22 protein-coding genes are annotated in these 21,129 nt (G+C 63.2%); 16 read left to right on the top strand and 6 right to left on the bottom strand.

Features of this window, described 5'->3' with window-relative positions:
- Nucleotides 1-68 precede the first annotated feature (68 nt).
- Complete coding sequence (locus tag M5J09_RS11870) at nucleotides 69-746, top strand: hypothetical protein (RefSeq protein ID WP_257158000.1); 678 nt, start codon at nucleotides 69-71, stop codon at nucleotides 744-746.
- A 100-nt stretch (nucleotides 747-846) separates the two neighbouring features.
- On the opposite strand, the gene M5J09_RS11865 is transcribed toward M5J09_RS11870, so the two are convergent.
- Both M5J09_RS11865 and M5J09_RS11860 read right to left on the bottom strand, forming a co-directional pair.
- Nucleotides 847-1,914 (bottom strand): CNNM domain-containing protein, encoded by a 1,068-nt coding sequence (locus tag M5J09_RS11865; protein ID WP_257157999.1) that lies wholly within the window; start codon nucleotides 1,912-1,914, stop codon nucleotides 847-849.
- A complete protein-coding gene (locus tag M5J09_RS11860) occupies nucleotides 1,914-3,287 on the bottom strand; it encodes a hemolysin family protein (protein WP_070538579.1) in 1,374 nt (457 codons plus the stop codon). Before M5J09_RS11860 ends, M5J09_RS11865 begins: the two co-directional genes overlap by 1 nt.
- A gap of 142 nt (nucleotides 3,288-3,429) precedes the next feature.
- On the opposite strand from M5J09_RS11860, the gene hemW reads away from it, so the two are divergent.
- From hemW to M5J09_RS11810, 10 genes are all read left to right on the top strand, one after another.
- Nucleotides 3,430-4,566 (top strand): radical SAM family heme chaperone HemW, encoded by a 1,137-nt coding sequence (gene hemW / locus M5J09_RS11855; RefSeq protein ID WP_257157998.1) that lies wholly within the window; start codon nucleotides 3,430-3,432, stop codon nucleotides 4,564-4,566.
- 290 nt (nucleotides 4,567-4,856) lie between these two features.
- Nucleotides 4,857-5,891: a heat-inducible transcriptional repressor HrcA gene (hrcA, locus tag M5J09_RS11850; protein ID WP_257157997.1), complete on the top strand. Its 1,035-nt coding sequence runs from the start codon at nucleotides 4,857-4,859 to the stop codon at nucleotides 5,889-5,891.
- 60 nt (nucleotides 5,892-5,951) lie between these two features.
- Entirely contained in the window at nucleotides 5,952-7,097 is a 1,146-nt protein-coding gene (gene dnaJ, locus M5J09_RS11845) for a molecular chaperone DnaJ (protein ID WP_042531861.1), read from the top strand.
- Nucleotides 7,097-7,837 (top strand): 16S rRNA (uracil(1498)-N(3))-methyltransferase, encoded by a 741-nt coding sequence (locus M5J09_RS11840; protein ID WP_257157996.1) that lies wholly within the window; start codon nucleotides 7,097-7,099, stop codon nucleotides 7,835-7,837. Before dnaJ ends, M5J09_RS11840 begins: the two co-directional genes overlap by 1 nt.
- A gap of 10 nt (nucleotides 7,838-7,847) precedes the next feature.
- On the top strand, nucleotides 7,848-8,813 hold the full coding sequence (locus M5J09_RS11835) for a PhoH family protein (RefSeq protein WP_257157995.1): 966 nt from the start codon (nucleotides 7,848-7,850) through the stop codon (nucleotides 8,811-8,813).
- Entirely contained in the window at nucleotides 8,810-9,385 is a 576-nt protein-coding gene (gene ybeY / locus M5J09_RS11830) for an rRNA maturation RNase YbeY (RefSeq protein WP_042531855.1), read from the top strand. The genes M5J09_RS11835 and ybeY overlap by 4 nt, the downstream gene beginning before the upstream one ends.
- Nucleotides 9,386-9,435: 50 nt before the next feature.
- Nucleotides 9,436-10,284 (top strand): pyridoxal kinase PdxY, encoded by an 849-nt coding sequence (gene pdxY, locus M5J09_RS11825; protein WP_257157994.1) that lies wholly within the window; start codon nucleotides 9,436-9,438, stop codon nucleotides 10,282-10,284.
- A 270-nt stretch (nucleotides 10,285-10,554) separates the two neighbouring features.
- Nucleotides 10,555-11,550, top strand: coding sequence for a GTPase Era (gene era, locus M5J09_RS11820; RefSeq protein WP_371440991.1), 996 nt, complete (start codon nucleotides 10,555-10,557; stop codon nucleotides 11,548-11,550).
- A complete protein-coding gene (gene recO / locus M5J09_RS11815) occupies nucleotides 11,551-12,267 on the top strand; it encodes a DNA repair protein RecO (protein ID WP_257157993.1) in 717 nt (238 codons plus the stop codon). It begins immediately after the preceding gene.
- Between the two features lie 10 nt (nucleotides 12,268-12,277).
- Nucleotides 12,278-13,030 carry an isoprenyl transferase gene (locus M5J09_RS11810; RefSeq protein ID WP_257157992.1) on the top strand — a complete coding sequence of 251 codons (753 nt, stop codon included), beginning with the start codon at nucleotides 12,278-12,280 and terminating at the stop codon, nucleotides 13,028-13,030.
- An 85-nt stretch (nucleotides 13,031-13,115) separates the two neighbouring features.
- Here M5J09_RS11810 and M5J09_RS11805 read toward each other — a convergent pair whose 3' ends face one another.
- Together M5J09_RS11805 and M5J09_RS11800 are read right to left on the bottom strand one after the other, a co-directional pair.
- Complete coding sequence (locus tag M5J09_RS11805) at nucleotides 13,116-13,529, bottom strand: Fur family transcriptional regulator (RefSeq protein ID WP_042531846.1); 414 nt, start codon at nucleotides 13,527-13,529, stop codon at nucleotides 13,116-13,118.
- A gap of 37 nt (nucleotides 13,530-13,566) precedes the next feature.
- The gene (locus M5J09_RS11800) at nucleotides 13,567-13,866 is read right to left on the bottom strand and encodes a helix-turn-helix transcriptional regulator (RefSeq protein ID WP_042531844.1); all 300 of its coding nucleotides are present in this window, start codon (nucleotides 13,864-13,866) and stop codon (nucleotides 13,567-13,569) included.
- 187 nt (nucleotides 13,867-14,053) lie between these two features.
- On the opposite strand from M5J09_RS11800, the gene M5J09_RS11795 reads away from it, so the two are divergent.
- The 3 genes from M5J09_RS11795 to M5J09_RS11785 all read left to right on the top strand — a co-directional run bounded on the left by M5J09_RS11795 (nucleotide 14,054) and on the right by M5J09_RS11785 (nucleotide 16,368).
- Entirely contained in the window at nucleotides 14,054-15,433 is a 1,380-nt protein-coding gene (locus M5J09_RS11795; protein ID WP_257157991.1) for a glycine--tRNA ligase, read from the top strand.
- Nucleotides 15,433-15,951 (top strand): hypothetical protein, encoded by a 519-nt coding sequence (locus M5J09_RS11790; protein ID WP_257157990.1) that lies wholly within the window; start codon nucleotides 15,433-15,435, stop codon nucleotides 15,949-15,951. The genes M5J09_RS11795 and M5J09_RS11790 overlap by 1 nt, the downstream gene beginning before the upstream one ends.
- A 144-nt stretch (nucleotides 15,952-16,095) precedes the next feature.
- Entirely contained in the window at nucleotides 16,096-16,368 is a 273-nt protein-coding gene (locus M5J09_RS11785; protein ID WP_257157989.1) for a hypothetical protein, read from the top strand.
- 514 nt (nucleotides 16,369-16,882) lie between these two features.
- Here M5J09_RS11785 and M5J09_RS11780 read toward each other — a convergent pair.
- The gene (locus tag M5J09_RS11780) at nucleotides 16,883-18,964 is read right to left on the bottom strand and encodes a YgcG family protein (RefSeq protein WP_257157988.1); all 2,082 of its coding nucleotides are present in this window, start codon (nucleotides 18,962-18,964) and stop codon (nucleotides 16,883-16,885) included.
- Nucleotides 18,965-19,004: 40 nt separating this feature from the next.
- On the opposite strand from M5J09_RS11780, the gene M5J09_RS11775 reads away from it, so the two are divergent.
- Together M5J09_RS11775 and M5J09_RS11770 are read left to right on the top strand one after the other, a co-directional pair.
- Nucleotides 19,005-19,589: a YdcF family protein gene (locus tag M5J09_RS11775; RefSeq protein ID WP_257157987.1), complete on the top strand. Its 585-nt coding sequence runs from the start codon at nucleotides 19,005-19,007 to the stop codon at nucleotides 19,587-19,589.
- Between the two features lie 11 nt (nucleotides 19,590-19,600).
- Entirely contained in the window at nucleotides 19,601-20,875 is a 1,275-nt protein-coding gene (locus M5J09_RS11770; protein WP_257157986.1) for a deoxyguanosinetriphosphate triphosphohydrolase, read from the top strand.
- 6 nt (nucleotides 20,876-20,881) lie between these two features.
- Here the strand turns inward: M5J09_RS11770 and M5J09_RS11765 are convergent, their stop codons facing one another.
- Nucleotides 20,882-21,115 carry a hypothetical protein gene (locus M5J09_RS11765; RefSeq protein WP_042531831.1) on the bottom strand — a complete coding sequence of 78 codons (234 nt, stop codon included), beginning with the start codon at nucleotides 21,113-21,115 and terminating at the stop codon, nucleotides 20,882-20,884.
- Between the last annotated feature and the right edge of the window lie 14 nt (nucleotides 21,116-21,129).

The raw sequence follows: 21,129 nt of genomic DNA, 5'->3' as shown, positions 1-21,129 counted from the left end.
CTAATAGAGTCAGCGGGGTCAGAAAAACTCTAAACCTCAACTAGAGGTTCCCGCGGAAAGGGCAGCCTATGCACAAAATCGCAGCCGAGCTGCGCCACCGTGAGCTGACCCAAGAAATCTATAACATCGGCGATGAAGTCGTTGATTACATTGAGCACCTCATCGAGGCTATCGAGGACTGGGACGAAGAACTTGCCCTCGATTGCTTGGCTGAACTGGGGGACATCGTCGAGGATGCCCGCGTTGATTCCGGACGCTGCGTCGGGGAGCTCATCGGCCTGCGCCACGCGCTCGTGTCGGGACTAAAATCCGGCACCATATCGGCGGCATCCTCCGGCGATAATGACGTCGAGGAGCCCGCGCAGCTCACCGCCCGCGCGCTCGCTGAAGGCCTGCCCATCTCCGGCCCACCCGTCGTGGTGTCGGAGCTTGCCGAAACCCTGCGCGGGCGCACCGCGGCTGTAGCAGCCTACCTGCGCGAGCTGGTCGAGTACGTGCTGGCGCAAACCGACGCCGTGGCCCGCAACCTCGATGTTATCTCCCTGCCGAACCTGTACAAGCGCGCAGGAGAGTCCTCCCTCATCGCAATGCAGGCTTGGCGCCACACCGTGGTCGAGGCGCACCCCGCTTTCGTGCGCACTATGCGCGGCCACAACCCGCCACCCTTCCTGGAGGAGCGTGCGCGTATCGACGCCGTCGTCGCCCGTGTCCGTGCCAAGCGTCAGAAGGCCGCGACGACCGCATAGAGCACCCCCACAGACTTCCTTGTTGCCAACACACAAGGACAAAGGAAAGCGCCACCGAGATTCCCTCTCTCGGTGGCGCTCTTCTTTATTGCCGGCGGCTTTAGGCCCCCGGATTCTTCGTGGCCGGGGCGGCTTGATCCAGCTGCTCGGTAATCTGCGGCCATAGCTGGCCCATGATGTCATCCCAGGTGAGGATCCACACCGTCTTGTCCTTGGTGGGCTTGCCCACCATGACGAGCTGTTCATTGCGTGCACGCATCTGATCCAGAGTCTTCTGCACGGTGGAGGAGGAGCTAACTGCCAGTGCGGGGCGGGAAAAGTCCAGCACCGGGGTCTCCGGATCCGCGAGCAGGGTGTCACGCACGTGCACGATGCGCGGGATGCGCGATGTACGCGGGTAGACCAGCACGCGCATGATGGATTTGCGCACCACCAGGTCATGTAGCTCGGCCACGGTGGAATCGGAGGACAGCGGCAGAATCTCAGAGCCGTGCTCGCGGGCGAGCTGAGCCGCGGTGGAGGCCTCCAGCTCGATGACGCCGGTGATTTGGTTCGCGGAGTCATCATCAAGCGTGCCCGTCAGGCGCGAGTGCTCCACTAAGTGGCGCAGGGTTTCCGCGTCATAGCCGGCGGCACCGGCGCGGTCCACGGGCTCCTCACCGGTCATGCGAACCAGCTTGTTGGCCATCTTGTTGATCCAGATCAGTAGAGGACGGAAGAGCCAGATGAAGCCGCGGGCGGGCACGGCGATAAGTTGCAGGGCCGTCTCTGGGTGGGCAATGGCCCAGGACTTCGGCGCCATCTCACCAATGACCAGGTGCAGGAAGGTCACGATGAAGAGGGCGAGGATGAAGGAGATGACGTCAGCAATGCCCAGTGGCAGGCCGAGTGCCTCCAGCGGGGCCATAAGCAGGTGATGGACCCACGGCTTGGTCACCGCACCGAGGACGAATGTGGCTGCGGTGATGCCCAGCTGGGCGCCGGCGAGCATGATGGTCAGCTCGTTGAGGGAGCGCAGGCCCGCACGTGAGGCGGAAGAAGATTCCGCGGTCTCCTCCAAGCGGTTGCGGCGAGCGCCCATGAGGGAGAACTCGACGATCACGAAGAACCCGGAGGCCGCGATGATGAGCAGGGTAATGATGAGGTTAAACCACCACGTGTCAGTCATTAGTCATCCTCCTCTTCCGGGAATTCCTCGACGAGTTCCAGAGCCAGAACGGAGGGCACATGGCGGTCGACTTCCTCAACACGCACGTTGAGCGTACGCGTGGGCGCCTCATCACCATCGACCCAATCGTCCGGTTCGGCCTCGAGCTCAATGGAATGCAGCTCGCCTTCCTCTGGCAGCGCGCCGGAGTGCGCGATGAGCAGGCCGGCGACGGTCTCGAAATCGCCCTCCGGCAAATCGTGGCCGATGGCGCGCTCGATTTCGTCGATAGGCGTGTCACCGTCGACGATCCAGTGCGTCTCGTCCTGCTCGGTGATTTCCTCGGTCTCTTCGAGGTCGTGCTCGTCGGTGACATCGCCGAGGATCTCCTCGGCCAAGTCTTCCATGGTCACGATGCCCACGAAGCCGCCGTACTCGTCGATGACGCAGGCGAGTTTCTCGTCAGCGTCGCGAAGCTCTGTGACGACGTCGGGAAGCGGCATGAGCTCCGGCACCACCACGGGTTCCTTCATGATCTCGCGGGCCGGTGTCGCCGGAGGAAGCTCGGTGCCGAGCACATCATAGAGGTGGACTACACCGATGGGATTGTGCTCATCATCGATGATGGGGTAGCGCGTGTGATTCTCCGACATCATCTCCCGAACCTCACCCAACGTGGTTTCCGGCTCGATGACATCCACGCGCGAACGCGGAATCATGGCGTGTTCCACATCGTGCTCGGGGAAGTGCAGCAGACGATCGAGCACGAGGTACGTGTCCTCGTCCAGGTCACCGGCTTCGTGGGAGGCATCCACGATGGACTCCAAGTCATCGGTGGTGGCGGATGAATCGACATCCTCTACCGGCTCGATGCCGAACACCTTGAGAATGGCGTTGGACGAATACTCAAAGAAGTGAATGAGCCAGCCGAAGATGCGCAGGTACCACATCGTCGAGGCGGAGAGCCACAGCGCGGACTTCATGGGGGCCGCGATGGTGTAGTTCTTGGGGAAGAGCTCAGCAAAGAGCATGGTGAGCACCGTCGATACGGCCAGCGCCGTCACGGTACCTACCGCGACGGACACGCCCACCGGTACGCCAACATCACCGAGGAGCTTGCCCAAGCCCTGGCCCACAAGGGGCTCGGCCACATAACCAATGAGCAGGCCCGTAATCGTGATTCCCAGCTGCGCGCCGGAGAGCATAAAGGATGTCTTCTGCGTGATGCCGAGGGCACGCTCCGCAGGTTTGTCACCCTCGGCCGCGCGCTGGCGCAGCTGGGTGCGGTCCACCGACATGAAGGCGAATTCCTGCGCCACAAAATAGGCGTTGGCCACGATAATCAGGCCGATGACGACGAAACCCGCCAGAATCATCAGGATTGCAGATAACACGGCTTACCCCACCGCCTTAGGTAGGCGGCGGGGACATCGACTCGGAGGTTCCACGTACAGGGGGCCTTTCTTTAAGAATCGGGGTGGCAAATCTGCACTATAGACTACCGCTTCAACGGGCGAGTCGGTTATTTTGTTCCCCATGGATCCCTTTGGTCTTTACATTCACGTCCCCTTCTGCGCCTCACGCTGCGGCTACTGCGACTTCAACACGTACACCCCGGGTGAGCTCGGAGGGGATCTGACCAGCGATTATCTCGACGCGTTGGAGAGGGAACTGGAGATGGCCGCCGCTCAGGTTGGCCGCGAAGCCGAAACCGTTTTTATCGGCGGTGGCACGCCGAGCCTGCTTGGCGCGGACGGCCTTGGCCGCGTGTTGTCGAAGGTTCGCACCACCTTCGGCCTTGCTCCGGGCGCGGAGATCACTACGGAGTCCAACCCGGAATCGACCTCGCCGGAGTATTTCACAGGGCTTCTCGACGCCGGATTTACCCGCATCTCGCTGGGCATGCAGTCCGCATCAGCAAGCGTGCTTGCCGTTTTGGAACGCGCGCACACCCCGGGGCGAGCTTTCGATGCCGCGCGTGAGGCTCTTGCCGCGGGCTTCGAGCATGTCAACCTGGACATGATTTATGGCACGCCAACGGAGAAGGACTCCGACGTGGCCCTCACCCTCGAGCGCGCTTTGGACACCGGCGTGGACCACATCAGCGCCTACTCGCTCATCGTGGAGGATGGCACCCGCATGGCACGCAAGGTATCGAAGGGGCTGCTGCCAGCCCCAGATGAGGACGTGCTGGCCAGGCGCTACGAGATGATTTCTTCCACCCTCGAAGCGGAAGGTTTCGAGTGGTACGAGGTCTCCAACTGGGCCAAGCCCGGCGGCGAGTGTGAGCACAACCGTATCTACTGGGTTGACGGCAACTGGTGGGGTGCGGGCCCGGGTGCACATTCGCACCTGGGCAACGAGCGCTTCTTCAACGTCAAGAACCCGCGAACCTACATCAGGGCTGTGGGTGAGGGCCAGCTCCCGATTAAGGAGCGCGAGCAGCTCAGCGAGGCGGACCGCCACACCGAGCGCATCATGCTGGGCTTGCGGCTGCGCGAAGGTATCCCCGCTTCGTGGCTTGCCCCAGCTGCCGAGCCCGTAGCCGAGCGGTTCATTGAGCGCGGCCTGCTCGAGCGCGCCGGTGACCGCCTGCGCGTGACCAAGGCCGGTCGCCTGCTGGCGGATGGCATCATCACCGACTTGCTCGTCGCTGAGGACCGCGCTCGCTAGCTTGTGCTGTCATGAGTAGGTGCCTCAGACCTGCTCGGCAGCTCTCTTACAGTGCTTCGTTGTAAAAGGTCCCTCTAGTCTGGTCCTTTTACCTTGGTCCCTGTGCAGCGAAAAGAGACCATATAGACCGGGAAATGGGCCCCGAAATGGTCCCTTTACGCCGATAAGGGACCAGACTAAGGGGACCACAGTAGAGAGACCATCTGGCATCGCTGGCGGCCTGCCTGAACACCGCGGCGGATTGGCACTGATTCCACCACCATTCCGCCAGAACGGATAACCTTAGAGACATGTCCAGCTCCACCGATGCCCGCCGCCAAGAAGTCCTGCGCGCCATCGTCGCGGACTACATCGCCTCGCAATCGCCCGTCGGCTCGAAGGCTTTGCTCGAGCGCTACCAGCTCGGCGTGTCCTCGGCGACGATCCGCAATGATATGGCCGTGCTCGAAGCCGAAGGGCTCATTGCTCAGGAACATGCCAGCTCCGGGCGCGTGCCCACGCAGAAGGGCTACCGCCAGTTTGTCGATACGCTCCATGACGTCAAGCCTCTCTCGGCAGCAGAACGCCGTGCCATGCTCACCTTCCTCGAAGGAGGGGTGGACTTAGAAGACGTGCTGCGCCGCTCCGTGCAGCTGCTCGCCCAGGTGACCAAGCAGGCGGCAGTCGTGCAGCTGCCAAACCTCAAGGTTTCCCGTGTCAAACACTGCGAGGTTGTCGCACTGTCACCGGTGCGCCTGCTGTTGGTACTCATAACGGATAATGGGCGCGTCGATCAGCGCAATGTGGAGCTCGATGACGTGATCGACCCCGAACAGACCCACCGCCTGCGCGACATCCTCAACACCACTCTGGAGGGCAAGACGCTCACGGATGCCTCGGTGGAGCTCGCCGCGCTTGTCGACGCCTCCCCAGCCGACATCCGCCCTCACGTCCTCAAAGCGGCCACCACCCTTATCGAGACCCTGGTGGAGCAGCCCTCCGATCGCTTGATCATGGCCGGCACCTCCAACCTCACCCGCGTGGCGCTGCCGGAGGGCCTGCCCTCCATCATCGAGGCCCTTGAGGAGCAGGTCGTCGTGCTCAAACTGCTCGCCCGCGTGCCCGACTTGGGCAATGTCTCTGTATCCATCGGCGACGAGAACGAAGCCGATGAGCTGCGCCAAACCTCTGTCGTGGCAACACGCTATGGCTTCGGCACAGGGGCCCAGGCAGCAGCGCTCGGTGGGCTCGGCGTGGTGGGGCCGACTTATATGGACTATTCGGGAACAATCGCCAAGGTGTCTGCCGTTGCACGTTATGTGAGTGAAATCCTCGCGGGCGAGTAAGCTTGCCTGCCGGACTGAATTACTGAGATAGCAACGAGAAATAGAAAAGGATGACAGTACGTGGCTCGTGACTACTACGGCATTCTTGGTGTAGATAAGTCGGCCTCTGATGCCGAGATTAAGAAGGCCTACCGCAAGCTGGCCCGCAAGTACCATCCGGATGTGAACCCGGGCGATGAGGAGGCCGCGGAGAAGTTCCGCGAGGCCTCCGTGGCCCAGGAGGTTCTCCTCGATCCGCAGAAGCGCCAGATTGTTGACATGGGCGGTGACCCCATGGAGGACCGTGCTGCCCAAGGCGGCGGTGGCTTTGGCGGCTTCGGCGGTGGCGGCTTGGGTGACCTCTTTGCCGAGTTCTTTGGCGGCGGCGGTGCCTCCCGCGGCCCACGTTCCCGCGTGCAGCCGGGCGATGACGCTCTCCTGCGCACCACGATCACGCTGGAAGAGGCTTATAGCGGCGTCAAGCAGCAGGTCAAGGTGGATACCGCCGTGCTGTGTGACCGCTGCGAGGGCACGGGCTCGGAGTCCAAGGCCAAGCCGGTTACCTGTGATCACTGCGGCGGCATGGGCCAGGTTCAGGAAGTTCAGCGCAGCATGCTGGGCAACATGATGACCACCCGCGATTGCCCGAAGTGCTACGGCTACGGCGAGGTTGTCACCGATCCGTGTGGACACTGTGGCGGCGATGGCCGCGTGCGTAAGCGCCGCGATATTACGGTCACCATTCCGGCCGGCATCGGTGATGGCATGCGTATCCGCATGGCTTCCCAGGGCGAGGTCGGCCACGGCGGCGGCCCCGCCGGCGATCTGTACGTGGAGGTGCACACCGAGCCGCACCCGGTCTTCGAGCGTAACGCCGATGACCTGCACTTAACCGTCCGTGTGCCGATGGTGGACGCCGCGCTGGGCTCCTCGTGCACCGTCGAGCAGCTCGACGGCGAAGAGCTCACCCTCGATATCAAGCCGGGCACCCAGCCGGGCGAGTCCATCACCCTTCAGGGCAAGGGTATGCCGCGCCTGCGCACCGATGGTTTTGGCAACCTGCATGCCCACGTGGATGTCGTTATCCCGACCGACCTGGACAAGAAGACCCGCGAGGCTCTGGAGAAGGTCCGCAACGCAGGCCACAGCGGCACTGAGGTGCACCGCGCGGGCGACAACCAGGGTGAATCCCTCTTTACCCGCCTCCGAGGCAAGTTCCGCCGCTAATGTCTCTGCCCGTCTTCCTGCATCCGGATCTCTCCCTGGCGGAGGTCGGTCAGCCCGTCGGCCTCGACGGCGCGGAGGGCCGCCACGCGGTCACCGTCAAGCGCATGGGACCAGGGGAGCACCTGGTCCTGATCGATGGGTCCGGGCTCCGCGTCACTGCCACCATTACGGACGTGCAGGGCAAGGACACGCTCGCCGCGCTTGTCGACGACATCGCAACCACCCCCGAACCGTCCCCGCGCGTCGTCGTGGTCCAGGCCATCCCTAAGTCCGAGCGCGCCGAGCTCGCAGTCGATCTGGCTACCCAGGCCGGCGCGGATGAAATCATCGCGTGGCAGGCGGATCGCTGCGTGTCCAAGTGGGACGCGAAAAAGGCTCCGAAAGCGCTGGGCAAATGGGAATCTGCGGCTGTGGCGGCGGCGAAGCAATCGCGCCGCACGCGCATCCCTGTAGTGCGCGGGCCGTTGACCACGCGCCAGCTGTGTGAGGAGATCGCCGGCGTAGGCGCACTCGTCCTCCACGAGGACGCCACCGTGCGGCTTAAAGACCTCGATGACCTCGACGCCTCCGAGACGATCTACCTGCTCGTGGGGCCTGAGGGCGGAATCGGCGAGGAGGAACTCGCCCAGCTCACCGCGGCTGGTGCCACGGCGATTAAGTTGGGGCCGGAGGTGCTGAGGACGGCGTCGGCAAGCATGGTGGCGTTGGCCAGCATCGGCACCCTGACCTCCCGCTGGTAGCCTTTTGGGCGTGCCTATTATCACCACCAAGTTTGATCTCGATTCCGCCTACCTGGCCACCGTGCTGGGTCCGGCGGACGATAATCTGCGCGTGCTGGGAGACCTCGTCGGCGTGGATCTTTTTGCCCGCGGCACGACCGTGACCGCAGCTGGGCCCGACTATGAGGTTGCCCGCGCCCGCAAGGTCCTGGAAGAGCTTGAGGCGATTGCCCGCCGCGGACATCCGGTCAGCACGGATACGGTCAAGCACACGCTCGACCTTGTGGCCGTCGATGCCCCCGAGTCCGTCTCGCAGGCCCTCGCGGCGGACATCGTTTCGCGCCGAGGCAAGTCCGTGCGCCCGAAGACGCTGGGCCAGTCGCGCTATGTGCAGGCTATCGATGAGAACACCATTGTCTTTGGCATTGGCCCTGCCGGTACCGGTAAGACCTACCTGGCCGTGGCGAAGGCCGTGCAGGCACTGCGCGCCAAGCAGGTCAGCCGCATCATCCTCACCCGCCCCGCGGTGGAGGCAGGGGAGAAGCTGGGCTTTTTGCCCGGCACCCTCAACGACAAGATTGACCCTTACCTGCGCCCGCTGTACGACGCCCTGCGGGACATGATTGACCCCGAGATGATTCCGAAGCTCATGGAGGCCGGCATCATCGAGGTCGCGCCCTTGGCGTATATGCGTGGCCGCACGCTGAATGATGCCTTCGTCATCCTCGATGAGGCCCAGAACACGACGCCTGCGCAGATGAAGATGTTTCTCACCCGTCTTGGCTTCGGCTCCACCATTGTGGTCACCGGTGATATTTCCCAGGTGGATCTGCCCGGCGGCCAGGTCTCCGGTCTGCGCCTGGTGCGGCGCATCTTAAAGGGCGTGCCGGATATTCACTTTGCGGAGCTGGGCTCTGCCGACGTGGTGCGCCACCAGCTGGTGGGCCGTATCGTGGATGCCTACGATACCTTTGCTGAGCAGGAGGAAAAGAAATGAGCATCGAATTTATCAACGAGTCCGGCTTTGAGGGCGTGAACGAGGAAATGCTCATCGATGTCTGCTCTTATGCCTTGGGCCGCCTCGACGTTAACCCCGATGCCGAGTGCACGCTGACCGCCGTTGACCTGCAGACCATCGCGGACCTGCACGTGCGCTGGATGGATCTGGAAGGCCCTACCGACGTCATGAGCTTTCCCATGGATGAGCTCACCCCTGGCGCGACAGGCGGACGTCCCGATTCCCCCGATGCCGGCCCGGCCATGCTCGGTGATATCGTGCTCTGCCCCGAGTTCGCCCAGCGCCAGGCCAACGCCGCGGGCCACTCCTTGGGCCACGAGCTGGCCCTGCTCACCGTCCACGGCTGTTTGCACCTGTTGGGCTACGACCACACCACCGCCGCGGAAGAGAAGGAAATGTTCGGCCTGCAGAATGAGCTGCTTGCGGACTGGTACGAGGACCTCGACTCCCGCGGCGTGAGCTACCAGCCCAAGCCCTCTGGCCCGAAGGCCTTCCCAGATGCGGCCGAGCGCGCCAAGCTTGACGAGGAAGTCCCCGGCGGCGGCATCTAAACCCCTCCCGACGTTGAGGAGCTCCGCGGGGCGTAGCACAATGGAGGGTTATGAACATCCTCTCAATCCAGTCCCATGTTGCGTACGGCCACGTTGGTAACTCCGCCGCCGTCTTCCCCCTCCAACGCGCAGGCCACGAAGTGTGGCCCATTCACACGGTGAATTTTTCCAACCACACCGGCTACGGCGACTGGGGCGGGCCGATGATTCCTGCCGAAGACGTCACGGCGATTGTGGACGGCATCGAGAAGCGCGGCGCTTTCCCGCGTATCGACGCCATCCTCTCCGGCTACCAGGGCGGTCCGGACATCGCGGGTGCCATCGTGGATGCGGTCAACCGCATCAAGGCCGTCAACCCTAAGGCCCTGTACGCGTGCGACCCGGTCATGGGCAACGCCAAGTCCGGCTGCTTCGTCTCCGATGAAATCCCGCCGCTGCTGCGCGATAAGGTTGTGCCGGTAGCCGATATCATCACGCCCAACCAGTTCGAGCTGGGCTACCTCACCGACTCCTCCGTGAGCACCCTCGAGGAAACCCTCGCTGCGGTAAAGAAGGCCCAAGAGATCGGCCCGAAGACCGTGCTGGTCACCTCCGTGCAGCGCCCGGACACTAAGGAAGACGAGATTGAGATGCTCGCCGTCGATGGCGAGCGCGCCTTCCTCGTGGCGACCCCGAAGCTGCCAGTGAAGCGCAACGGCTCCGGTGACGTCACCGCGGCTCTCTTCACCGGCCACTACACCGAGACCAACGACGCCAAGGAAGCCCTCAAGCGCACCGCCTCCTCGGTGTACGACCTGCTCCACACCACCTACGAGGCCGATGCCCAGGAGCTCCAGCTCATCGAGGCCCAAGACGTCTTTGCCAACCCGCGCCTGCAGTTCCACGTCGAAGAGCTCTAGCTTCCTGGGCTCTACCTGCGGCCGAACGACCGCCAGCCAGCGGCCGACTAATCGCCACCCTGCGGCAGACTAGAAGGTCCCTTTAGTCTGGTCCCTGTTCGCTGAAAAGGGACCATGTAAAGAGCGAAAACCGGCTCCAGAAGGTCCCTGTGCTCTGAAAAGGGACCAGAGTAAAGGGACCAAACTAAAAGGAGCAAATTAGAAGGACCTTCTGCCGGCAAGTAGCGGGGAGCGGGAATGTAGAAATCGTGAGCTATGATGAAAAGCAATATGAGCACCGATTTTGACGCCGCTTTCGCGGACCTGCCTGAAGATGGCGAGGCCAACGCCGCAGACTATTCGCAGTACACCGACACGCCCGAGGGCTTCCGCTCCGGCTTCGTGTCCTTCGTGGGCCGCCCGAATACCGGCAAGTCCACGCTCACGAACGCGCTGGTAGGCCAGAAGATCGCCATCACCGCGGACCAGCCGGAAACCACCCGCCACCCCATTCGCGGACTCGTGCACCGCGAGGACGCGCAGATAGTTGTTGTTGACACGCCCGGCCTGCACCGCCCGCGCACCCTGCTGGGCGAGCGTCTCAACGAGGTTGTCAAAGACACCTACGCAGACGTTGACGTCATCGGCCTGACCATTCCCGCGGACGAGAAGATTGGCCCCGGCGACCGTTGGATTTTGGAGAACGTGCGCAAGGTCGCGCCGAAGACCCCCATCATTGGCATCGTGACCAAGCTGGATAAGGCCTCCAAGGACCAGGTTGGTGCGCAGCTGCTGGCGCTGCACGCGCTACTCACCGAGGACAACCCGGACGCCGTGGTTATTCCTGTCTCCGCCATCGAGCAAGTGCAGCTTGATGAGCTGACCCAAGTCATCGTCGATCACCTGCCCGAAGGCCCGAAGTTTTACCCGGACGGCCACGTCACCGATGAGGCTCAGGCGGAACGCATCGCTGAGCTGATCCGCGAGGCCGCCCTGGCAGGCCTCAAGAACGAGCTCCCGCACTCCGTGGCCGTTGAGGTCGATGAGATGTTGCCCAGCGAGGAACGCCCCGGCGTCCTCAACGTTCACGCCGTGCTCTACCTCGAGCGCCCGGGTCAGAAACGCATCATTGAGGGCAAGGATGGCCGCCGTTTCCGCCGCATTGTGGGTACTGCCCGCAAGGAAATCATCCAGCTGTTGGGCCAGAATGTGTACCTCGATCTGCGTATCAAGGTGCTGAAGAACTGGCAGTCGGACCCGAAGGCGCTGGGCCGCCTGGGCTTCTAAATGCGGGAAAATTTCCGCGACCGCGCCCTGGTCATCCGCACGTATGATTTCGGGGAAGCGGACCGCATCATCGTGCTCCTCACCCGCAATCACGGGCTCGTGCGGGGCGTCGCCAAGGGCGTGCGCCGAGCCAAGTCGCGTTTTGGCTCGCGCTTGCAGCTCTTTGTCAACCTCGATGTGCAGCTCTATCCCGGCCGCAACCTGTACACCATCTCCCAGGCGGATACCGTGGATTATTTCGGCGCGCGCATCATCGAGGACTATGACCGCTACACCGCGGCCTGCGCGGCCCTCGAATCAGCCGAGCGCCTCGCCGCCGCAGATGCCCCCGGGGACCCCTATCTCTACGAAGCGTGCGTGAAGGTCCTTGACCAACTCCAGCACGGCGATCCGCTTGTGCTTCTCGATTCCTTCCTCCTCCAAGCCATGTCCCACGCCGGATGGGCGCCCAGCCTCTTCGACTGCGCGCAGTGCCAGCGCCCCGGCCCTCACCATGCCTTCCACCCGGCCGTCGGCGGGGCCGCCTGCCACCAATGTCGCCCGCCGGGAGCCGCCGAGGTGGACCCGGAAACCCTGCACCACATGTGGCTCATTGCTCACGGCTACCCGAGCAATCCCACGCATGCCCAAGCCCAGGAGGCACACCGGCTCACCCGCGCTCACCTGCAGTGGCACCTTGAGCGTTCCGTTGGCGCGCTGGGGATCATGGAACAGTAGACTGTAGGGCGTGATTACGCCTGACCCGAACCGAGTCCTCCATCCGCCCGCTATCCCGCAGGAGTTCCTGCCGCGCCACATCGCGCTGGTCATGGACGGTAACGGCCGCTGGGCGGAGGAACGCGGCATGAAGCGCACTGAAGGCCACCGTAGGGGAGAGGCCGTGCTTCTCGACGTCGTCGATGCCTGCCTCGCCCTCGGCGTTCCCTACCTTTCGGCGTATGCCTTCTCCACGGAGAACTGGCGCCGCAGCGCCGAGGAGGTGCGCTTCCTCATGGGCTTTAACCGCGACGTGCTGCGCCGCCAGCGGCACTGGCTCAATGAAAAGGGAGTGCGCGTGGTGTGGGCCGGCCGCCGCCCGCGCCTGTGGCGCTCCGTCATCAAGGAGCTCGAGGCTGCCGAGGAGCTCACCAAGGACAACACCAAGATGACGCTGGTGATGTGCGTGAATTACGGTGGGCGAGCCGAGCTTGTCGACGGCATCCGCGTCCTCGCCGAGCAGGTCTCCCGCGGCGAGCTTGATCCGCGCAGCATCACTGAGAAGACGGTGAGCTCAGTGATGTATGACCCAGATATGCCGGACGTGGATTTGTTCCTGCGCCCCTCGGGTGAGAAGCGCACCTCCAACTTCTTGCTCTGGCAGTCTGCTTATGCAGAAATGATCTACCAGGACAAGCTCTTTCCCGATTTCACGCCGGAGGATCTGTTTGCTGCGGTGGAAGAGTACGTGCGGCGTGACCGCCGCTTTGGAGGAGTGAAGTAGCGCGGCGTGACCGCCGCTTTGGGCGGCGTCACGTAGCGCGCGGTTGTAGGTGGCGTGCCCGTGGTCACGCCCGGCAGCGTTATTTTTAGGCGCGGCAGTCGGCGCAGATGCCGAAGATTTCGGCATCGTGCCCGGTGAGTTCGAAGCCGTGCTCCTTGGCTACCGAGGAGGCCCACTCCTCGATGGGGCCGCCGTCGATTTCCTCGGTACGGCCACACTTGGTGCACACCAGGTGGTGGTGATGAGCATCGGTATCGCAGTGGCGATAGAGAGTTTCGCCGGATGGCATGTGGAGTGCGTCGACTGCATCGATCTCAGACAGAGATTGCAAGGTGCGGTAGACCGTAGTGAGGCCGACCTTTTGGTCGCCTTCAATGAGTGCCTGGTGAATGTCCTTAGCGGATGCGAACTTGTCGAGCTTCCGGAGGACTTCGACCACGGCGGTGCGCTGACGAGTGTTACGCGCACCGAGCTTGGGGATGCTGTCGTGGATGGCCATGGTGTTCAGCTTATCAATACACTTTCACTAAGGGGGTTTAGGTGGTGGCCTGGGCAGCGTCGGCAAGCAGCGGCAGCACCTTCGGGGCCGCCAACGTGTAGCGCACCTCGCGGCCGGAACGCTCGCTGTCTACGATGTTCGCGCGCTTGAGAACGCGCAGGTGCTGGCTAATGAGAGGCTGGGATTTGCCCGTAGCGGAGACGAGTTCGTGGACGTAGTGATCACGCTCAGCGAGACGCTGAATGATATCGATGCGCAGTGGTGAATCTAAAGCGCTGATTACCGTTGCGGCGGCGGTGATATCAAAGGAGAGAGGGGCCAATTGGGTGGTGCTCACGCGGTTCACCTTCAGTCGTATCTATAGAGGTAGAGATAATTAGAGATATAGATACTATAACCTAGAAATACGCCGATGTGTATAAAATGCACCACACTTTCGGGGTGACGGCGCGTTGTGGGAAGGCGCGCGCTAGACTTGTCCGCATTGCAAAAGACTGTCCCCTACCAGAGGAGTCACATTTACCATGGCATCCGTCATTGATACCGTCGTCAGCCTGTGCAAGCGCCGCGGCTTGGTCTACCAGGCAGGTGAAATTTATGGCGGTTCCCGCTCTGCGTGGGACTACGGCCCGCTTGGCGTTGAACTGAAGGAAAACATCAAGCGCCAGTGGTGGCGCCACATGGTGCAGTCGCGCGACGACGTCGTGGGTGTTGACACCTCCGTGATTCAGCCCCGTCAGGTGTGGGTGTCCTCCGGCCACGTCGAGGTCTTTACCGATCCGCTCGTTGAATCCCGCCACACTGGTAAGCGCTACCGCGCTGATCACCTCATTGAGGCCTACGAGGAGAAGCACGGTCACGAGCCGGAGAACGGCCTGGCGGACATTAACGACCCGGAGACCGGCCAGCCCGGTGACTGGACCGAGCCGAAAGCCTTCTCCGGACTGCTCAAGACCTTCCTCGGCCCGGTTGATGACGAGCAGGGCCTGCACTACCTGCGCCCGGAGACCGCCCAGGGCATCTTCGTCAACTTCAAGAATGTCATGACATCTGCGCGTGTGAAGCCGCCGTTCGGCATCGCGAACATCGGTAAGTCCTTCCGCAACGAGATCACCCCCGGTAACTTCATCTTCCGTACGCGTGAGTTCGAGCAGATGGAGATGGAGTTCTTCGTCAAGCCGGGCGAGGACGAAGAGTGGCACCAGTACTGGATCGATGACCGCTACAACTGGTACATCGACCTCGGTATCAAGGAAGAGAACCTGCGCCTCTACGAGCACCCGCAGGAGAAGCTTTCCCACTACTCCAAGCGCACCGTGGACGTGGAGTACGCCTACAACTTCAAGGGCTCTAAGTGGGGCGAGCTGGAAGGCGTGGCCAACCGAACCGACTATGACCTGTCTGTGCATGCGAAGGGCTCCGGCGAGGACCTGTCTTACTTTGACCAGGAGTCCGGCGAGCGCTGGACCCCGTACGTCATCGAGCCGGCCGCTGGTCTTGGCCGCGCCATGATGGCCTTCCTCATCGATGCCTACGACGAGGAAGAAGCCCCGAACGCTAAGGGCGGTACCGATAAGCGCGTGGTCCTGCGCCTTGACCGCCGCCTCGCCCCGGTCAAGGTGGCTGTGCTGCCGCTGTCCAAGAAGGAAGAGCTGTCCACCCCGGCCCGTGAACTCGCCAACAAGCTGCGCGCGAACTGGAATGTCGAGTTTGACACCTCCGGTGCCATCGGCCGCCGCTACCGACGTCAGGACGAGATCGGTACTCCGTTCTGCGTGACCTATGACTTCGACACCCTCGAGGACAACGCGGTCACCGTCCGTGAGCGTGACTCCATGGAGCAGGATCGCGTCAAGCTCGATGAGCTTGAGGCATACCTGGCCACCCGCCTGATCGGCTGCTAATGCACTACACCAGCTGGGATCGCAGCGACAGCAAGAACTCGGTCCTCCTCGTGGAGGAGGGGCCGGGGTCGCTGGGTATGTTCCAGGAGCGCTCGGCCGACGTGGAAGGTGATCACTGGCGTCTCGACGTCACTGATTTGGGTGCTTCCATCACGCTGACTGACGACCGCGTCTACCGCCTCGCCGGCAACCCCAAACGCGATAAGCGCTTGGAGGCCTCGCTGGATGGTCGCACCTTCGCCTTCATCAACGAGGCTGGCGGTGACTGGATCGTGGAGGACAGCTCGGGAGTCAAGGTTGCCCAGTTCTCCTCCAAGAACTCGGGAGTGCGCAAGGCCATCCTCGAGTTCGAAGGAGAGCACAGTGATGATTCCGGTGACCTTGATGATTGGGAAATCGCTGGTCTGAGCTGGTTCACGCGGGTCATCCTTGAGGCACGCACGCAGCGCACCGCCATCCCGATCATTGTGACGTTGCTGCTCATGACCCTCGTCGCCGTCGTCACGGTGTTGATGTAAATGCAGCGCTGGATGTGGCGCGATGGCGTGCTGGTCAACGCCGCGGACGAGGTCATTGCCCGCGTGAGCCCGACGGGCCTGCTGCTGCCCGGATCGGGCACTACGATCGCTTTCGAGCATGTCCCAAGAGCCCGCCGTTTTAGCGTGCGTGGCCCTGCCTTTTCGGCTGAGCAGGCCAGCTTCACGGTGAATAAGCTGCGCGCGGTCTGTCAGGACCGCGAGTACCTGCTCGAGCGCACGAACCCTTTCCGGCGCGAGCGCCGCATCCTCGACGCGTCCGGCACGGAAGTCGCCCGCACCGCTCCGCGCAGCCGCGGCCTTGAGGTTGCCGTGGGCGAGCTGCCCCTGCCGGACGCTGCCTTCACCAGCTACTGCTGCCTGCTTATCGACGGCCCCACCCGCCCCCTGCGCACCTAAATCTCCTCCGCTATCGAACGGACCTGGTCGTTTGGTCCCTCTACCCTGGTCCCTTATTAGTGCACAGGGACCATGTGTTGGCTGATTTCGCGCGATAAGTGGTCCCTTTACGGTGCCAAGGGACCAAACTACAGGGACCAAACTGAAGGGACCTTCCGCAGTCCACCGTCCTATCGGTAGGGGGTGCCACCTGGCATCGGTAAGGGGTTTACCACCCCGCATCGGTAGGGGGTGCGGATTTCCTGTGCGGTTGTCGTACACGGGGGGTCGAGTCAGAAGGCATTAGTCATAAGGTTTCTTTGCCCCCAAACAAACCATCTACAGGCCTCCATTTGGTTCGTTTGACCCCAAGTAAACCTTCTGAGCTAAACCATGTGAGTAGAGCCGTATGACTCGAACCATGTGCATGAAGGAAAGGCTCAGCCGACCGTTGAGGCGGCATAAGGCGTTTTCAGCTGTGAAAACGCCGCCGAGCAGATGCCTTGCGTGAGACGCCAGCGAAGGCCGGGGGCGGCTAGAAGGAGCCGCCGCGGAAGCCACCGCCACCGCCGCCGCTGAATCCTCCGCCTCCGAAGCCTCCGCCGCCGAAGCCGCCACCGAAGCCCCCGCCGAAACCACCGCCGTGGCCGCGGGAGCCGCCGCCGAGGACTTGGCCCAAGACCATGCCGGTGAGGACGTTGCTCGCAACGTCATTGGCTTGGCGGCGCTGCTGCTGGCGGCGGTAAGCATCCAGATCGCTCTTGGCTCGGTTAAGGGAGGTCTGCGCGGCAGCGGCAGCATCGCGGGAGAATGTGAGGGCCGCGCGCAGGTCCGTGGAGGCGGCGCTCTGGGCTTGGGCGTGGAGGCGGGTGGCATCAGCCAGAGCCACGCGCGCTTCAGAACCGATGACGCGCCCGCGGGAGGAGAGCAGGTCCTCAGCTGCCTGGATGGAGGATTCCGCGGAAGCCATCTGCTGGCGGTAAAGGGAGAGCTGGCGCTCACGAGTGGAATTGGTCTCGCGGACGGTGTCGAGTTGCTCGTCGAGTTTGGTATCGATTGCCGTCAGGGCGGTGTACTGGCCCAGCGGGTCAGCCTGACCGTTGCTGCGAGCCTGGTCTACGGCGGCTCGCGCCGTGGAGAGCAAGTCCTCCAGCGCGGACCAATCGGCAGGCGAGCCCTGGGCCTTGCCCTGTTGTTCCAGCTGATGGGCTTCGGTGATTTCGTCCTCGATTTCCTCAATGAGCGCCTGCAGGTTTGCCTTGGCTGAGGCGATGGAGGTCTCGGCGTTCTCTACGCCGGTGAGGAGCCGGTCGGAGATCTCGAGGGCGTGTTCACAATCGCGAATAATACCGACCAACGGTCCTTGCTGGCCGGCCGGCTTGGACTGAAGCTCGCGGCCGCGGTCGAGGAGTTTTTCGGCCTCGGTGAGGGAGACTTCCGCCATCTCTGGGTTATCCGCGATGGAGGAGAGCGCCTCTTCCGAATAGGACCCGCGAAGGGACGACAACGTGGCACTAGCCTGCGGCAGGCGGCCTCGCAGATCGACCGTGCGGCGCGTGAGCTCATCGAGCTTGGATCCGGCATTAATGAGCAGGTCACGCATCTGGGCAAAGTCTGCTGCTTGCTGGTCCAGGGCGTCATCGGCTTGGCCGCAGGAGGAGATGATCTGCACCAGCATCTGCCGGCGCTCGCCCTGGGAGGTGGGCAGGTTGTCATCGAGTTGCTGCTGCAGCTGGAAGGCTTTCTGCAGGGTCAGCATGGAGTGGCTCATGGCGCGGCTAAACGGGCGGGTGCGCTCCGGGCCGAACTCGGCCACCGCGATGTCGAGCTCTTCCTTGCCGCGGCGGATGGATTCATCGGTGGAGACCAACTCTTCTTGCGCAAGCTTGGTAAGAGTAGCCATATCCAACCGGTCCAGCTGTGCGGTGTTGCCCGGCTCAATCTGGCGCGCAGACTCCAAGGCGGCCACGGAGTTCTTTTTCTTTGTGCGTCGGCTCGCGGCCGCAATGCCGCCGCCGGCCAGCACCAGCGCACCCGCGCCACCGGCCAGCCACAGGCCACCGGAGCCATCCGATGAACCCGAGGAACCAGCAGACCCCGAAGAGCCGGAGCCGGAGGAGCCGGAGGAGCCGGAGGAACCTGCGGAACCGGTTGCGGCAGCGTCGACAAGCGCGAGGGCAGAGGGGCCGTACTGGTGACCGTCGACAAGCTTGGCGTACGCCGCGTCATACATGACATCGAGGCGCCCGCGGGGCCAGTCATTACCGGTCTGCACGCCGACGGTGGAATCATCCACACCCACCACATAGGCCGCGGAGTTCGGGCCCTTAGCCTTCACAATGCCGTTGGCGTAGCTCTCCGCGCCCTCCGGCAGGGAGGACGCAAAGACCACGAAAATCACCACGTGGTGCTCCTGTTGCAGAGCCACAATCTTGTCCTCCAACTCGGACTTCTCCGAGCTGGAGAGCACCCCGGCCTCATCCGTCACTTTGTCCGTGAGGGCGGACGCCTCGGGGGCGGCGACAATTAATTCCGCGGCCACAGCAGGGCCGGCAGTGGCGCAGCCCAGCACAAGGGCGGCGAGGGCGGCGCGGCCGATACGAGCAGCAATAGTCATGCGCACCACGATACCTTCCCGACGCTAAGCTAGTAAGGCAGTGAAGTACGTCATTGTTTTAGGAGCCGCGCAATACGACGGCCGCCCCTCCCGCATCCTCGCCGGTCGCGTGCGCTACGCCGCCGAGCAGGCCGCCGCACACAAGCTGCCCATCATCACCGTCGGCGGCAACTTACCCGGCGATAGGTTCACCGAGGCCGGCGTGGCCAAGCGCCTGCTGGAGAACACCGCCCTCGACGTCACCGCCCTCGAAGAGGGGCTTGATACCCGCAGCTCACTCGCGGCCGCGCGCGACAAGCTCGGCGTCACCGAAGCCGTCATCGTCACCGATCCACTCCACCGCCTGCGCACCTTCCTCATCGCCCAGCAGGAAGGAATGAAAGCTAAGGTCTTGGGCACTCCGTATTATCCTTCCCCGCGCTTTTCTATCCCGTGGTGGCGCTACCTCGCGCACGAGACCGGCGGGCTGATTTACCTCGGGCTGCGCACCGCCGTGGGGGAGAAGCGCTCGGCGGGTCTGCGCACGGCCTTTTACCGCATCGAGCGCATCATCCGCCCCAACCAGGCACTGCGCCACAGCGTCATTGGCGCGAGGCAGCCCCAGCAGGGCGACGACACCGCCTAAACTAAACCCCTGTGAGCTACTCCTATTCCGCCGATGACGTTGCCCGCCTCGCCGCCGAGACCCCGAAAGGCTCGGCGTACCGCGAGACCGAAGAGCATCGCGGCGCTTTCTCCCGGGATCGCGCCCGCGTTCTGCACTCCGCGGCCCTGCGCCGCTTGGCGGATAAGACACAGGTCGTCGGCCCCCGCGATGGTGATACGCCGCGCACCCGCCTGACCCACTCTTTGGAGGTCAGCCAAATCGCGCGCAGCATCGGCGCCGGCCTCGGCCTCGACCCGGACCTGTGTGACATGGCTGGGCTTACTCATGACATCGGCCACCCGCCTTACGGTCACAACGGCGAAAACGCCCTCAATGAGGTCGCCCTCGGCGGCTTCGAAGGCAATGCGCAGACTCTGCGCATCCTTACCAAATTGGAACCCAAGGTAGTACTCGATACCCCGGCGGGCCCGCATAGCTATGGCCTCAACCTGACCCGCGCCGCGCTGGACGCTGCCTGCAAATATCCCTGGACCAAGACCAACCCAGACGGCAGCACCAACCGCAAATACGGTGCCTATGATGAGGACGCGGACGTACTAGACTGGCTCCGGCAGGGCCATAGCGATCAGCGCAAGTCCATGGAAGCCCAAGTCATGGACTGGTCCGATGACATCGCCTACTCGGTACATGACGTGGAAGATGGCATCATCTCCCGCCGCATCTCACTCGGCGTCCTCTGGGACCTTGTGGAGCTTGCCCAACTGGCCGACAAGGGCGCCAAGGCCTTCGGCGGCACCGCCGACGAGCTGCTCGAAGCCGCGGACCGGCTGCGCCAGCTGGATGTCATCAACGCAATCGGCAATTTCAGCTACACACTTACCGACTACGCAAAACTGAAAAAGATGACCTCGGAACTGGTTGGCCGCTACGTCGGCGCCACCGTGTCCGCCACGCAGGAAGCCAATGATGGCCCGCTCGGACGCATGAACGGTGACCTCCAGGTCCCGCCAGGGGCTGTGGCAGAGGTGACCCTGCTCAAGACCATCGCCGTCCTCTACGTCATGGATGAGCCCGCCCACCTGGCCCGCCAGGACCGCCAGCGCGAGCGCATCTTCCGCGTCTATGACTACCTCGTGGCCGGAGCCCCCGGTTCCCTCGATGCCACCTTCGCCCTGTGGTGGCGCCAGGCCGAGACCGATCTCGAGCGTGATCGCGCCGTCATTGACCAGATCGCCTCCATGACGGAATCCCGCCTGGAGCGCCTAGCCCAGCGCAGTGCCGAGCTGTTCGGTTTTCTGAGCTAAAATCCCCTAGCGCACCAGCGCCACGCCCTGGTCCTCCAGCACCAGAGAAATCCGCGACAACTCCTCCTGCTCCAGCTCCATGTCCGCGGCGATGATCGCCTGGATGCGCTGCTCGCGCAGGAAATCCGCCAAGTCATCGAGGTTGCGCGGCGCTCCGGCTGCGTTGTCGCGCAGACGGCCAAGCGCCCCAAAGAAGTCCTCGCGGGTGCGGATGGTTTCGGTGATGAGAATGCGGTCCATGTTCTCACAAATCC

The sequence above is a fragment of the Corynebacterium sp. BF-R-2 genome, assembly GCF_024586525.1.
GTDB classification, from domain to species: domain Bacteria; phylum Actinomycetota; class Actinomycetes; order Mycobacteriales; family Mycobacteriaceae; genus Corynebacterium; species Corynebacterium singulare.
Note: the sequence above shows the minus strand (reverse complement) of the source record. Positions and strands in the feature narration are given on the sequence as shown.